Origin of the sequence: Ruegeria arenilitoris, assembly GCF_013032445.1 — a bacterium.
Classification (GTDB): Bacteria; Pseudomonadota; Alphaproteobacteria; order Rhodobacterales; family Rhodobacteraceae; genus Ruegeria; species Ruegeria arenilitoris_F.
The window spans coordinates 22,777-37,540 of the sequence record NZ_WQCA01000019.1; the positions used below are offsets into that span (position 1 = coordinate 22,777).

Consider the following 14,764-nt stretch of genomic DNA (forward strand, 5'->3'; position numbering starts at 1 on the left):
CACCTTTCTGAACAACCAGGACCACGCATGAACCGAACACGCACCGCCGCCACCTTTGCCCCTCCGGTGATGGAGGCGCGGCGCTGGCTGGAAGGCGTGGCCTTTCCTGAAGACCGGCCTCTGATCAATGTCAGTCAGGCCGCGCCGGTTGATCCGCCCCCCTTGGCGCTGCGGCAGGCCATGGCCGAGTTTGCGGTGACCGAGGACAGCGCGCATTTGTACGGGCCGGTTTTGGGCAATCCGGACCTGCGCGCGGAGCTGGCGACGCAAATCAACAAGCATTACGAAGCTGAGGTTGCGGTTGATCAGGTTGCGATCACCTCTGGCTGTAATCAGGCTTTTGCGGCGGCGATCACGGCAATCACCGATGAAGGGGACGAGGTCATCCTGCCAACCCCTTGGTATTTCAATCACAAAATGTGGTTGGATATGGAGGGAGTTCGCGCGGTCGCATTGGCAACCGGTGATGATCTGCTGCCCGACCCCGAAGTGGCTCGCTCTTTGATCACCGACAAGACCCGCACCATCGCTTTGGTCACTCCGAACAATCCGGGCGGTGTGGAATACCCGGCGGAATTGGTGTGCGCCTTCTATGATCTGGCGCACGAGGCGGGTATTCGGCTGCTGGTCGATGAAACCTATCGCGATTTCGACAGCCGCAGCGGCCCGCCACATGATCTGTTCAGCCAGCCAAATTGGCAGGATACGCTGGTCCACCTCTATTCCTTCTCGAAGGCTTATCGCTTGACCGGCCACCGCGTCGGCGCAATCGCAACCGGTGCGGACCTTCTGGCCGAGATTGAGAAGTTTCTGGACACAGTAGCGATCTGTCCTAGCCAAATCGGTCAGTTCGCAGCACTCTGGGGGATGAAAAACCTATCGCAATGGGTGGCCGGAGAGCGCGCTGAAATCCTCGACCGCCGCGCCGCTATTCAAGAAGAATTGCCCCGGCTGACCGACAAGGGCTGGCGCCTGTTGGGGCTGGGCGCCTATTTCGCCTATTTCGAGCATCCGTTCGACATCCCTTCGGACGAACTGGCCCTCCGTCTGGTGCCCGAGGCCGGTATCCTGCTGCTGCCTGGAACGATGTTCATGCCCGCGGATGACCCGGCCGGAAAACGTCAGGTTCGCATTGCGTTTGCCAATCTCGACCGCGCCGGAATCGCTCAATTGTTCGACCGGCTGCAGGCCCTGTCCTTCTGAGCTTGCCCCCCGGCGGCGTGCATCGTATTCAGGGCCGCAACCGACAGGGCAGTAACTTGCTACATCAATAAGAGGGCACCATGGCCGCAGGCATGAAAAACCTATCGAAGACCTTTGTCTGGATTCTCATGGGCCTATTGATGCTGGGCCTTGCGGGCTTTGGCGCAACCAGCCTGACCGGCACCGTGCGCACCGTTGCGCAGGTGGGGAACGAAGAGGTTTCGATCAACGAATATGTCCGCGAACTGCAGCGTGAAATCCGCGCGGTCGAAAGCCAAACCGGGCAGCCCCTGCAAATGTCGCAGGCGCATGAGTTCGGTCTGGATCAGTTGGCCCTTTCGCGCCTGACCGCTCTGGCCGCGCTGGACAACGAAGTTGGCGAGCTGGGCATTTCGATTGGCGACGAGAACCTGCAACAAGAGATCGTCGCCATTCCAGCCTTTCAGGGCGTCGATGGGACTTTCGACCGAGACGCCTATCAGTTCCAACTGGACCAAGTCGGGATGACGGATACCGAGTTCGAATCGGACCTGCGCAAGGAATCCTCGCGCACCATCGTGCAAAACGCGGTGGTTAGTGGGGTTGAGATGCCTTCGGTCCTGACGCAAGTGCTGACCGATTATGTCGGCGCGCGCCGCAGCTTTACCGTAGCCACGCTTGGACCGGATGCCTTGGCCGTCCCTGTCGCAGCACCAACGGACGAACAGGTGCAGGCCTACTATGACGAGAACACGGACCAGTTCACCCTGCCCCGCACTAAGCAACTGACCTACGCGATCCTGTCGCCCGAAATGCTGCTGGACACTGTCGATGTCGACGAGGACTCGGTGCGTCGCCTCTATGATCAACGCGCCTCGGAATTCCACCAGCCCGAACGCCGTCTGGTTGAGCGTCTCACCTATCCGAACGAGGAAGCCGCGCAAAGCGCCAAGGCTCAGCTTGAGGTCGGTGGCACCACGTTTGAACAGCTGGTGCAAGATCGCCAGTTGGAACTGAGCGATATCGACCTTGGTGACGTCACCCGCGAAGATCTTGGCGAGGCGGCCGATGCTGTCTTTGCCGCCGACATAGATGCCGTGGTTGGCCCGCTGCCCTCGACCTTCGGTCCCGCGCTGTTCCGCATCAACGGGTCGCTGGCCGAAAACAACACCTCTTTCGAGGACGCCGCCCCGGCCCTGCGCGAGGAACTCGCCTCGGACCGTGCCCGCCGTCAGATCGAGGCGCAGGCCGAAGACATCAATGACATGCTCGCTGGTGGGGCCACTTTGGAAGAGCTGACCTCTGAGACCGAGATGGAACTGGGCCAGATCGACTGGACACGCCAAAGCGATGATGGCGTTGCTGCCTATGACGGGTTCCGCACCGCTGCCGAAGCCATAAACGAAGGCGATTTCCCCGAGGTTGCGTTCCTCGAAGACGGTTCGATCTTTGCGTTACGCCTGAACGAAGTTCTGCCTCAGCGACCCGAGCCGTTGGATGGCGCCCGCGAACGCGTGGTGGCTGCATGGACCCAGACCGAGACAAACAGGGCGCTGGAGGAACAGGCCAATGCCGTTCTGGAGCAATTGAAAGCGGATGGTGATTTCACCACCACAGGCTTGCCCTTCCGCGTGGAAAACGCCCTGACCCGCACTGCGTTTTTGGACGATGTGCCCACGGACTTCATGGTGCAGGTGTTCGAAATGGAACCCGGCGAACTGCGCGTTGTCCCGGGCGACGGTTCCGCATTTGTCGTCCGTCTGGAAGAATTGTTGCCGCCTGCTGAGACGGACGAACTGCGTCAAGCTCAGACCGCGCTTGAGGCGCAGCTGAATCAGGCACTGGCCCAGAACATTTTCGACGCCTATGTGCGCGACGCACAGACACGCGCCCGCCCGGTGGTTGATCAGCGCGCGCTGAACGCCGTGCAGTCAAGCTACTAAAAGAGACCGAATATGGCCCTGACACCCGAGTTTGACAGCTTCGCCCGCGCCTATGAGGCTGGCGAAAATCAGGTCGTCTACACCCGTTTGGCTGCTGATCTGGATACACCCGTGTCCCTGATGCTCAAGCTGACGGGCGCGCAGAAAGACGCGTTCATGCTGGAATCGGTGACCGGCGGAGAAATCCGCGGGCGTTATTCGATCATCGGCATGAAACCCGACCTGATCTGGCGGTGCCGCGGGGAAACATCAGAATTGAACCGCACTGCCCGTTTTGATGCCGAGGCATTCGACGCGCAGGACGGCGACCCTATGGACAACCTGCGCGCGCTGCTGGCCGAAAGCCGGATTGAACTGCCCGACGACCTGCCGCAAGCCGCGGCCGGGCTGTTTGGCTATTTGGGCTATGACATGGTTCGACTGGTTGAATACCTGCCGGACGTGAACCCCGACCCGCTGGGCTTACCCGATGCGATCATGCTGCGCCCGTCGGTGATCGCTGTTCTGGACGGTGTCAAAGGCGAAGTTACTGTCGTCTCTCCGGCCTGGGTCGCCGAAGGGCAATCAGCCAAAGCCGCCTACGCACAGGCGGCTGAGCGTGTAATGGACGCCGTGCGCGATCTGGAACGCGCCATGCCCGCCGAGACTCGCGATCTGGGTGATGCCTCCGAAGTCGCGCCGCCGGTGTCGAACTTCACAAAGTCCGGCTATATGGAAGCGGTTGAAAAGGCCAAGGAATATATCCGCGCGGGCGACATCTTTCAGGTGGTCCCGGCGCAGCGCTGGACGCAGGATTTCCCGCTGCCGCCTTTTGCCCTGTACCGGTCTCTGCGGCGCACCAACCCGTCGCCCTTCATGTTCTATTTCAACTTTGGCGGATTTCAGGTCGTGGGCGCCAGCCCCGAGATTCTGGTGCGTGTCTTCGGTGATGAGGTTACAATCCGCCCGATCGCTGGCACCCGCCCGCGTGGTGCGACGCCCGAAGAAGACAAGGCCAACGAGGCCGATCTGCTCGCCGACAAGAAAGAACTGGCCGAGCACCTGATGCTGCTGGATCTGGGTCGCAACGACACCGGTCGCGTAGCCAAAATCGGGACAGTCCGCCCGACCGAAGAGTTCATCATCGAACGCTACAGCCACGTGATGCACATCGTGTCCAACGTGATCGGAGAGCTGGCCGAGGACAAAGACGCGCTGGACGCGTTCTTTGCCGGGATGCCTGCGGGCACCGTCTCGGGCGCGCCCAAAGTGCGTGCGATGGAGATCATCGATGAGCTGGAGCCGGAAAAACGCGGCGTCTATGGCGGCGGCGTTGGTTACTTCAGTGCTGGTGGCGACATGGATATGTGCATAGCGCTGCGAACGGCCATCGTGAAGGATCACAAACTGTATATTCAGGCTGGTGGCGGTGTCGTTTACGACAGTGACCCAGAATACGAATATATGGAGACCGTCCACAAATCGAACGCTATCCGACGGGCCGCCGCGGATGCCGCCCGATTTACGGATTCTGGCAACAGCTAAAATTAGCGGCTGACCTTATTGGCCAGCCGTATAATAGTGTCTCAGCTTACCGAACTTCCGTCATCATCACTGCGGAAATTGGCGCCATCGCGACTCGGTTACCACGATCTTCGAGACCCCACAGCAATAGGGCCGAGATCGTGTCCGGACGCAGACGGCCTAGCATTACCACCGCGCCCTCCTGTCCGGCGCGGAACGCGGCCTGATCCAGAAAGCGGCGCATAATCTTGGGATCCTGACGCGCTCCATCGATATCTCGGAAGATCACGCCGGATGGCACGCCATTCCGCGCTGCCAGCTTTTGCACGGTATTCAGCCCGTTATCTTGCGTGATCAGGCCTCGCCCGGTGCCGCCCGCAATCGCGGCCACCTGATCGGCCAGTTTACGGTTGCCATGAATGCCCGAATCTACACCTTCGAGAATACCAACCGTTTCCGGCAGCGTGTCCAGCCATACGGCCAACGATACTTCGGCATCCTGCGCGCTTGCAGCTTCGGGTAGATCGGCCAGAGCAAGAACTTCAAAACCGGCCTCGCGATGCCTGTTCATCTTTTCTACGGCCTCCGGATCAGAGGGGCTGACCGCGAAGCTCAGCGGGTACGGGAAATCTTGCAATGCCTCAGCCCCATAGGCACCCTCATCGTCGATCAGGATAATCGACATCAAGGGCTTGGCTTCTGGGTTTTCGAAGGAAGCCGCATAGGCCTCGATCGGTTTGCCGGGGGCAACCTCTTCCGTGTCGGTTTCAGTGACCGGAGCAGCGTTGTCTCGTTCGGTTAGTGGTACGACACGCGTGCCGACGGTCGGAGAAGCGGACGCGGCCTCCTCCCCTCCGATTTGGGGAACCGACGCAATCCGTGGCAGATTTCGCGGCGCTGTGTCCTCGTCTCCTTCAACGGCAATCGGGCTGTCCACGAAGGGGTTTTCATTCGCTTCCACTTCAGCCGCTTGAGGTTCGGGTTGCGTTTCGGCTTCCGCGCCCTGAGGGACAGGTTGAGGTTCAACTTTGGCAAGTTCCGATTGCGCTTCTTCCTCGACAACCGGCTCTGGCAGAGGGGCTGGTACGTTCAGCGAAACTTCGGGCAGGACCTCGGCATCAGGAGCTCCTTGTGCCGTCGGTGGTGCCTGAGGCGCGACAGGAGCCTCTGTTGAAACGGCGACCGGAACTGAAGGGGCCGCAGTCGGTTCGTCGACCTGTGCCGCAGGCTCTTTCACCTTGGGTTGGGCTTCTGGTTCAATCTCAACACCGGACAATTCGGCCAAGGTATCGTTCTGTTCGATGGTGGAATCGGGAGCGGTTGGCGGCAGGTCCAACAGATCGGCATCCCCGACCGTATCAGTTGCATCTACAGTGGTGTCGGGAACCTCTGCTGTTTCGGGTTCCGGAGCGGTCACAGCCACTTCCGTTTTGTTCGTCAGAGGCGTGTTCAGAGACAACACAGCCCCCAACACGAGCACAACGACCGTTCCCACGATCATTCCACCGACAAATCCGCCCATAACAATTGCCTCTCGTTCTGGTCCTGCTTCGATCACATGTCCGCCGTCTGCTGCGGCATTTGCTTACCGCAGCGCCAAGAACGGGATGTCCCCTTGACGCTGCCGCGCAAGCCTGAGCATGTATGTCCCGACATTATACCGTGGCCCGGGGTTGTATCGCCAGCCCGAAATGCCCAAGCCGAGACAAGTGCCCAAATGCTGCTGCTGATCGACAACTACGACTCGTTTACCTACAACCTGGTACATTATTTAGGCGAACTTGGCGCCGAAATGGTCATTCGGCGGAATGATGCCTTAGATGTTCAGGAAGCCATGGCCATGAACCCGGCAGGCATCCTGCTAAGCCCCGGCCCCTGTGATCCCGATCAGGCGGGAATCTGTCTGGCTCTGACCGAGGCTGCGGCAGAGACCAAGACGCCGCTGATGGGTGTGTGTCTGGGTCACCAGACCATCGGGCAGGCCTTTGGCGGCGACGTCATCCGCTGCCATGAAATCGTGCATGGCAAGATGGGCACCATGCATCACACCGGGAAAGGCCTGTTTGAAGGTCTACCCACGCCGTTCGAAGCGACCCGTTATCATTCGCTGATCGTTGATCGCGCCACCCTGCCCGATTGCCTTGAGATCACGGCTGAGCTGGAAGACGGCACTATCATGGGTCTGCAGCACAAAGAGCTGCCCATTCATGGTGTTCAGTTCCACCCGGAATCCATCGCCTCCGAGCACGGCCACGCCCTGCTCAAGAATTTCCTGTCCGAGATGAAAGTACCCGCATGAGCGACGCTCTGAAACCGCTGATCGGAGCCGCCGCCGACCGGCCTCTGACCCGCGACGAGGCCGAACAGGCCTTTGGCATCCTGTTTGACGGCGAAGCCACGCCCAGCCAGATCGGCGGGTTGTTGATGGCAATGCGCACGCGCGGTGAAACGGTCGACGAATACGCCGCTGCCGCTGCAGTGATGCGCGCGAAATGCAACGCAGTCACCGCGCCTGCCGGTGCGATGGACATTGTCGGCACCGGTGGTGACGGCAAGGGAACGCTGAACATCTCGACCGCCACGGCCTTTGTCGTGGCCGGGGCCGGTGTGACCGTGGCCAAACACGGCAACCGCAATCTCAGCTCGAAATCCGGTGCTGCGGACGCGTTGGGTCAGCTGGGAATCAACGTGATGGTTGGCCCCGACGTGGTTGAAAACGCTTTGGAAGAGGTCGGTATCGGGTTCATGATGGCGCCGATGCACCACCCGGCTATCGCCCATGTCATGCCGTCCCGGCAAGAGCTTGGGACCCGCACGATTTTCAACATCCTCGGACCGCTCACCAACCCCGCCGGTGTAAAACGCCAACTGACCGGAGCGTTCAGCCGCGAGTTGATCCGGCCCATGGCCGAAACGCTGGGTCTGCTCGGTTCTGATCGCGCATGGCTGGTGCACGGATCCGATGGCACGGATGAATTGACCATCACCGGAATCAGTTGGGTTGCCGCTCTTGAAGACGGGGTTGTTAAAGAGGTTGAACTTCACCCCGAAGACGCGGGCCTGCCGGTTCACCCGTTCGAGGATATCCTCGGCGGCACGCCGGAAGAAAACGCCGTTGCCTTCCGCGCGCTGCTGGACGGGCAGCCCTCGGCCTATCGTGACGCCGTTCTTCTGAATTCCGCCGCCGCTCTGGTGGTTGCGGACGCGGCCACTGACCTTAAGGACGGGGTTGCCAAAGCCGTCGAAAGCATAGACAGCGGAAAAGCCAAAGAAAAAATCGCCGCACTGGCCCGAATGACTCAGGAGGCCGCATGACAGAGACGGTACTGGACAAAATCAAAGCCTACAAACTGGAGGAGGTTGCCGCCGACAAGGCAGAAAAACCTCTGGACGTTCTGGAAGGTGAGGCAAGGTTTGCCCCTGAGGTCCGCGGCTTTGCTGCCGCCCTGCAAACTGCCACGCGCAAGGGCTATGGTCTGATCGCCGAAGTCAAAAAAGCCAGCCCCTCCAAAGGATTGATCCGCCCGGATTTCGACCCGCCCACACTGGCCAAAGCCTATGAAGACGGCGGCGCGGCCTGCCTTTCGGTTCTGACAGACACGCCTAGTTTTCAGGGTGCCAAGGAATACCTGACCGAAGCCCGTGCAGCCACATCCCTGCCCGCACTGCGCAAGGATTTTATGTACGACCCTTATCAGGTGATCGAGGCGCGTGCTTTGGGTGCGGACTGCATTCTGATCATCATGGCCTCGGTCGAAGATGGACAGGCGGCTGAGTTGGAGCAAACTGCATTTGATTGGGGCATGGACGTTCTTATCGAAGTACATGACGAGGCTGAATTGGCGCGGGCAACGCAGTTGAAAAGCCCTCTGATCGGGATAAATAACCGCAATCTCAAGACCTTCGAGACCTCGCTTGATACCACGCGCCGGTTGTCGAAGCTGGTTCCGGGTGACCGGACCATCGTATGTGAAAGCGGTCTGAGCACGCCCGAAGATCTGGCCGATATCGCCCGCTATGGCGCGCGTTGCTTTCTGATTGGGGAAAGCCTGATGCGTCAGGACGATGTCTCGACCGCAACACGTCAATTGCTGGCAAACCCGCTGATCCCCGGAGTGATGTGATGCCACTGACCCACTTTGATGCTCAGGGACAGGCGCACATGGTTGATGTGTCGGACAAGGCCGTCACCGACCGGGTGGCGGTTGCCGCCGCCCATATCAAAATGGCGCAGGAAACCTTTGATTTGATTTCCGAAGGCCGCGCCAAGAAAGGTGACGTTCTGGGCGTTGCGCGCCTGGCGGGAATCATGGGGGCAAAAAAGACGCCCGATCTGATCCCGCTGTGCCATCCGCTTCCGGTGACCAAGGTTGCCGTTGAGCTGACGCTGGACCCCGACCTGCCCGGCGTTCAGATTGAGGCAACCGTCAAAACCTCGGGGCAAACCGGGGTTGAGATGGAGGCGCTGACCGCTGCCTCAACCGCTGCGCTGACCGTCTATGACATGACCAAGGCGGTCGATAAGGCCATGGAGATCGGCGGCATCCGGGTATTGCTGAAAGATGGAGGCAAATCAGGACGTTATGAGGCGAAATGATTACAGTCGAAGACGCCCGGGCGCTGCTATTTGATCTTGTTTCTCCGCTGAACGTTGAATCGGTTCCGCCTGCTAACGCTGCTGGGCGCGTGCTGGCGCAGGACGTCAGCGCCACCCGCGATCAACCGCCTTTTGCCGCGTCTTCGATGGATGGCTATGCGCTGAAGTCGACCGAAGTCGAACAGCACGCAATGTTTAAGGTCATCGGAGAATCCGCTGCTGGTCGTCGGTTCCAAGGCACTGTCGGGCCAGGTCAAGCTGTGCGCATCTTTACAGGCGCACCAGTGCCTGAAGGTGCCGATTTTGTTGTTATTCAGGAAGATACCGACCGTCGTGGCGATCTGCTGACAATCACCGATGCGCCCGGATCGAAGACCAATATCCGCCCAGCCGGTATCGATTTTCAAACCGGGACGAAGATCTCGGCGCCGCGCGTTCTGCGCCCCGAGGACGTGGCGCTGATGGCGGCCATGAACATTCCGGCCGTGCCGGTCACGCGCAAACCCGTTGTTGCGCTGATCTCGACCGGGGACGAACTGGTGATGCCAGGCGAAACCCCCGGCCCCGATCAGATCATCGCCTCGAACACCTTTGGCCTGAAAGCCCTGTTGGAAAACGCAGGCGCGCAGGTGCGAATTCTGCCGATTGCGCGGGACACCGTCGCCTCGCTTGAAACCGCCTTTGGGCTGGCAAAGGGCGCCGATCTGGTTGTTACTATCGGCGGTGCCTCAGTTGGTGAATATGATCTGGTCGCCGAAGTCTCGCAATCGCTGGGGATGGAACGGTCGTTCTACAAAATACGGATGCGCCCGGGTAAACCTCTGATGGCCGGTCGGATGGGCGATGCCGCAATGGTTGGCCTGCCGGGAAATCCTGTGAGTGCAATGGTTTGCGGCTATCTCTTCCTGATCCCTATGGTGCGCCGCATGTTGGGTGTTGAGCAGGCTCTGACCCCATTTCAGCGGGCCCGTCTGGCTGAACCAATTGGCGAAAACGGCCCGCGCGAACACTATATGCGCGCGATATTGGACCACACGGGCATTCGCGCTTGTGCCGATCAGGACAGTTCTCTGCTGAGTGTTTTGGCGCAGGCCAATGCTCTGTTGGTGCGCGAACCGCACGATCCCGCGCGCCCCGCCGGGGATGAGGTGCTGTACCTGCCGATCTAAGCAGCGTTCAAATCCGTTGACACAAAACGTGAACATGCGTAGAACAAAAGAAAACGCATGACCGACGAGGTGTGAGCAATGCTGACCAAGAAACAGTTGGATTTGTTGGAATTCATCCACAAACGCGTTCAGGCGGACGGCGTTCCGCCCAGTTTCGACGAAATGAAGGCTGCACTGGACCTGCGGTCCAAGTCCGGTATCCATCGCCTGATTACCGCGCTGGAAGAACGCGGCTTTATCCGCCGCCTCGCCCACCGCGCCCGCGCGATTGAGATTGTCAAACTGCCCGAAAGCCTGGGCGGTGAACCCACCGCCGCGTTCAAGCCGCGTGTTATCGAGGGCGACAGGCCCGAAGGACCCCGCCCAGCGAATTTCGAACCGGTCACCGTGGACGCCATGGAATTGCCTGTGATGGGGCGCATCGCGGCAGGTGTCCCGATTGAGGCGATCAGCCACGTATCACACCGTGTTGCCGTTCCGGGCAGCATGGTCTCGGGCAAAGGTGAGCATTACGCGCTGGAAGTTCGCGGAGATTCGATGATCGACGCGGGTATCAATGACGGCGACGTTGTGGTCATCCGCGAAACCAGAGTGGCGGACAACGGCGACATCGTTGTGGCGCTGGTCGAGGATCAGGAAGCCACGCTGAAACGGTTCTTCCGCCGCGGCAACGCCATCGCGCTCGAGGCCGCGAACCCCGCCTATGAGGCACGCGTTCTGCCCGAGGACAAGGTCAAGGTTCAGGGCCGGTTGGTCGGACTGATCCGCAGCTACTGAGCTTGTTTGGAACGATGGTTCCCAGCCTTTTCCGGGGACCATAATCGGTGACCGATGGTCTCTCGGCTGGTTTCTATATCGCCACCGGACAAAGCAAGGCTTCCGGTTTCTTTCAGGCGCTCCGGGTCGAAGAGGCCACAATCTCCGGCCAAATCCAAAGGAACTGCCGAGACAACGATCTGATTCTTTCGGCATTCCTGAAACCCTTGTGCCGCACGTTTTCCGGTCACGTGGACCAGTTCCTTGCCCTTCCAGACATAACGCTGAGTCGCGCCCGACGTGTCGGGCCAGCGTCGGGCGGCACTAGCCTGATCTGCGCCATCACCGTCATTTTCCAACCAAACGGTCGCAATAAACCCGCTGCCTTTTTCCTTGCTGAGCGCGCGACCGTTTTCAGTCATGACGCCCACCAATCCACCAGAATCCGCGATCAGAACATCGGGCCGCTGTCCCTGCCCCCACAACAAAAAGGCCGCCGCTACCGGGGCGACTCCGATCCATTTCGCCCGCCCGCGCCACAGCGCCAGCCACAAAGCACCGAGGGCAAACATCGGCAAAACATAATGCGGTGGACTGACGACAAATCCTTGCGCGCCCTCCAAACCCGAGACCTTGTCCGAAACGCTCAATATCCACCGCAACCCCAATCCCATGACATGCAACGCAAGGGCCTCCAACCCGAACGGGGTCAACAACGCCGCGACAAAGGCTGCCGGTACAACAACCGTTCCCATCACCGGAACCGAGAGCATGTTGGCCAGCAGTCCGTAGTGAGACATCGTGTTGAAATGCGCCGCCCCGATCGGCGCTGTTGCCAGACCGGCAATGGCTGACGACAATAACAACCCCAGCACAGGTTTCGTCCATTTCGCCCCCGGCATCGGCCCATAGTCCCGCAATTGCCCAAACACGGCGACAAGCGCAGTTGTTGCAGCAAACGACATCTGGAACCCGGGGCTCAGCAAAGATTCGGGGCGCAGCACCAAAACGATCAAAGCAGCCACCGCAACAACTCGCAGGGAAATTGCGCGACGGCCGATCAGGATAGCCCCCAGCATCACGCTGGCCATGACAAAGGCGCGCTCGGTGGCGACGTTACCGCCGGACAGCATCAAATAGATGACGGCCGCGACAAGCGCGCAGAGCGCCGCCAGTTTGCGCACGGGCATGCGCAAAGCCAAGGTCGGAATGGCGGACAAGGCCAATCGGCAGATCAGAAACACAAACCCGGTCAGCAGCCCCATGTGTAGACCGGATATGGCCAGCAAATGTGCAAGGTTCGATGCGCGCAGTGATTTTAGCGTCTCCTGCCCCATGCCACTGCGGTCGCCGGTTGTGACAGCGGCTGCGAACCCGCCGATCTCACCGGGAAGAATCGAACGAACCCGCTCGGAAATCGCCATCCGCAACGCCGGAACGCGTACCCCTTCGGTCGCCGCTTCTGGGCGCGCGACCGTCATCACCGGAACGCGGGTGTAACCGACTGCACCGAGACGCTGAAACCAGGCATGACGGCGGAAATCGAACCCTCCAGGCTCGACCGGGCCTTGTGGCGGCGACAGGTGGCCTGTGGTCATGATTCTTTGGCCCGGCGAAAGTGAGACCGGTTCGCCATGCAAGGAAAGTCGGACGCGCTGCGGTCGGCGGTCCTTGGGCACATCCCCTATGCGCACCTGGTCCAGCGTCACCCGCAACGCGTCCGAGGCAGAGCGGTCCATGGCTACGACACGCCCCTCGATCGGGCCGTAAAATCGCCAGGACAGAACCGGCTCTGCAACCGAATGGGCCCGCGCGCCGGCCAGTCCAAAGCCTGCCGCGATCAACGCGCCTCCCATTGCCAACGCGGCCCAACCGGTTCGCATCTTGCGACTGGTCCAGACAAGACCCAACATCAGCGCCAGCAGGCACGAATACACCTGCCAGCCCGGTTCAAACCGGAGACTGAAGTACAGACCAATACCAACCGCAAGACAGACCGGAGACCACTGGAACAAATACCCCGTCTGGTTCGTCAATGCGGCCTCGACCCGTGCCAGAACACGCATGGTTGCCCCCGTCCTTCGGGCTCGTTAGACAGACGCCAAACTATGCCAGACACGGTTACCAAAAGGTTAATCCACACAATGTCCGATCAGGTCGTCACCCGTTTCGCCCCTTCGCCCACCGGCTTTCTGCACATCGGCGGTGCCCGCACCGCGCTGTTCAACTGGCTCTATGCCCGTGGGCGTGGCGGCAAGTTCCTTTTGCGGATCGAAGACACTGACCGTGAACGCTCAACCCCCGAGGCGACTGCGGCGATCCTGCAGGGCATGGAATGGCTTGGTCTGGACCATGATGGCGACATGATCAGCCAGTTCGAGGGTGCCGCCCGCCACGCCGAAGTGGCCCATCACCTGCTGGCCGAGGGTAAAGCCTACAAGTGCTTTTCGTCGCAAGACGAGATCTCCGACTTCCGCGAACAGGCCCGGGCCGAGGGTAAATCGACACTGTTCCGCAGCCCCTGGCGCGACGCCGACCCGGCAACCCATCCGGACGCGCCTTTTGTGATCCGCATCAAGGCCCCGCAAGATGGTTCGACCGTGATCCGCGATCAGGTGCAGGGCGACGTGACCATCCGCAACGACCAATTGGACGACATGATCTTGCTGCGTTCGGACGGCACTCCGGTTTATATGCTGGCGGTTGTGGTGGACGATCACGACATGGGAGTGACCCATGTGATCCGAGGAGATGACCACCTGAACAACGCCGCGCGCCAGATGATGATCTATGAAGCGATGGGCTGGGACGTGCCAGTCTGGGCGCATATCCCGCTGATTCACGGGCCGGACGGCAAGAAACTGTCGAAACGTCACGGCGCATTGGGCGCACAGGAATATCAGGCGATGGGTTACCCCGCGGCAGGTATGCGCAACTATCTGGCCCGTCTCGGCTGGAGCCACGGCGACGACGAATTCTTTACCGATGCACAGGCGAAAGAGTGGTTCGATCTGGACGGAATTGGTAAAAGTCCGGCTCGTTTCGATTTGAAAAAGCTTGAAAATCTCTGCGGGCAACATATTGCGATTTCAGACGACGCTGCACTGCAGCAAGAAATCGAAGCTTATCTGAAAGCAGCGGTACTCCCGCCTTTGACCGCGACACAATCCGGTGATCTGGAACGTGCGATGTATTGTCTTAAGGACCGCGCCCGTACATTCCCGGAACTCCTTGAAAAAGCTCACTTTGCGTTGATTTCTCGCCCCATTGAACCGGACGAGAAAGCGGCCAAGGCGCTACAATCTGTATCCGACGGTATACTGAAAGAATTGACGCCGCACGTGCAAAATGTTAGCTGGTCGCGGAACGAACTGGAGGAGGCCCTCAACGCCTTTGCTGAGGCGCAGGGGATCAAGTTTGGCAAGCTGGCCGGCCCACTCAGGGCGGCACTGGCAGGTCGCGCAGTAACACCTTCGGTTTTTGACATGATGCTTGTGCTGGGGCGCGACGAAACCCTGGCGCGGCTTTCAGACGCAGCAAACTGATCCTGGGTTCATATTCAGGTAACGCTGCTCCGCTACGACCCGGTCAGCACATCCGTGCACGACCGCCGA

12 protein-coding genes are annotated in these 14,764 nt (G+C 60.0%); 10 read left to right on the forward strand and 2 right to left on the reverse strand.

Going from position 1 to position 14,764, the window contains the following annotated elements:
• The first annotated feature begins 27 nt into the window (after positions 1 to 27).
• The 3 genes from GOW98_RS21020 (at position 28) to trpE (ending at position 4,649) form a co-directional block, all read left to right on the forward strand.
• On the forward strand, positions 28 to 1,203 hold the full coding sequence (locus GOW98_RS21020; RefSeq protein ID WP_170335723.1) for an aminotransferase: 1,176 nt from the start codon (positions 28 to 30) through the stop codon (positions 1,201 to 1,203).
• An 80-nt stretch (positions 1,204 to 1,283) separates the two neighbouring features.
• Positions 1,284 to 3,125, forward strand: a complete 1,842-nt coding sequence (locus GOW98_RS21025; protein WP_170335725.1) for a peptidyl-prolyl cis-trans isomerase — start codon at positions 1,284 to 1,286, stop codon at positions 3,123 to 3,125.
• Positions 3,126 to 3,137: 12 nt separating this feature from the next.
• Positions 3,138 to 4,649 (forward strand): anthranilate synthase component I, encoded by a 1,512-nt coding sequence (trpE, locus tag GOW98_RS21030; protein ID WP_170335727.1) that lies wholly within the window; start codon positions 3,138 to 3,140, stop codon positions 4,647 to 4,649.
• Positions 4,650 to 4,695: 46 nt separating this feature from the next.
• Here the strand turns inward: trpE and GOW98_RS21035 are convergent, their stop codons facing one another.
• Positions 4,696 to 6,186, reverse strand: a complete 1,491-nt coding sequence (locus GOW98_RS21035; RefSeq protein WP_367646879.1) for a divergent polysaccharide deacetylase family protein — start codon at positions 6,184 to 6,186, stop codon at positions 4,696 to 4,698.
• 159 nt (positions 6,187 to 6,345) lie between these two features.
• Here GOW98_RS21035 and GOW98_RS21040 point away from each other — a divergent pair, with 159 nt between their 5' ends.
• From GOW98_RS21040 to lexA, 6 genes are all read left to right on the forward strand, one after another.
• Entirely contained in the window at positions 6,346 to 6,927 is a 582-nt protein-coding gene (locus tag GOW98_RS21040) for an anthranilate synthase component II (protein WP_170335729.1), read from the forward strand.
• A complete protein-coding gene (trpD, locus tag GOW98_RS21045; protein WP_170335731.1) occupies positions 6,924 to 7,943 on the forward strand; it encodes an anthranilate phosphoribosyltransferase in 1,020 nt (339 codons plus the stop codon). The genes GOW98_RS21040 and trpD overlap by 4 nt, the downstream gene beginning before the upstream one ends.
• Positions 7,940 to 8,752 (forward strand): indole-3-glycerol phosphate synthase TrpC, encoded by an 813-nt coding sequence (gene trpC, locus GOW98_RS21050; RefSeq protein ID WP_170335734.1) that lies wholly within the window; start codon positions 7,940 to 7,942, stop codon positions 8,750 to 8,752. The genes trpD and trpC overlap by 4 nt, the downstream gene beginning before the upstream one ends.
• Positions 8,752 to 9,225, forward strand: a complete 474-nt coding sequence (moaC, locus tag GOW98_RS21055) for a cyclic pyranopterin monophosphate synthase MoaC (RefSeq protein ID WP_170335736.1) — start codon at positions 8,752 to 8,754, stop codon at positions 9,223 to 9,225. Before trpC ends, moaC begins: the two co-directional genes overlap by 1 nt.
• Positions 9,222 to 10,394: a molybdopterin molybdotransferase MoeA gene (locus GOW98_RS21060; RefSeq protein WP_170335738.1), complete on the forward strand. Its 1,173-nt coding sequence runs from the start codon at positions 9,222 to 9,224 to the stop codon at positions 10,392 to 10,394. The genes moaC and GOW98_RS21060 overlap by 4 nt, the downstream gene beginning before the upstream one ends.
• Positions 10,395 to 10,472: 78 nt before the next feature.
• On the forward strand, positions 10,473 to 11,171 hold the full coding sequence (gene lexA / locus GOW98_RS21065; protein WP_170335740.1) for a transcriptional repressor LexA: 699 nt from the start codon (positions 10,473 to 10,475) through the stop codon (positions 11,169 to 11,171).
• On the opposite strand, the gene GOW98_RS21070 is transcribed toward lexA, so the two are convergent.
• Complete coding sequence (locus tag GOW98_RS21070) at positions 11,165 to 13,216, reverse strand: ComEC/Rec2 family competence protein (protein ID WP_170335743.1); 2,052 nt, start codon at positions 13,214 to 13,216, stop codon at positions 11,165 to 11,167. The two genes, lexA and GOW98_RS21070, sit on opposite strands and share 7 nt — an antisense overlap.
• A 78-nt stretch (positions 13,217 to 13,294) precedes the next feature.
• Here GOW98_RS21070 and gltX point away from each other — a divergent pair, with 78 nt between their 5' ends.
• Positions 13,295 to 14,695, forward strand: a complete 1,401-nt coding sequence (gene gltX / locus GOW98_RS21075; protein WP_170335745.1) for a glutamate--tRNA ligase — start codon at positions 13,295 to 13,297, stop codon at positions 14,693 to 14,695.
• The last annotated feature ends 69 nt before the right edge of the window (positions 14,696 to 14,764 follow it).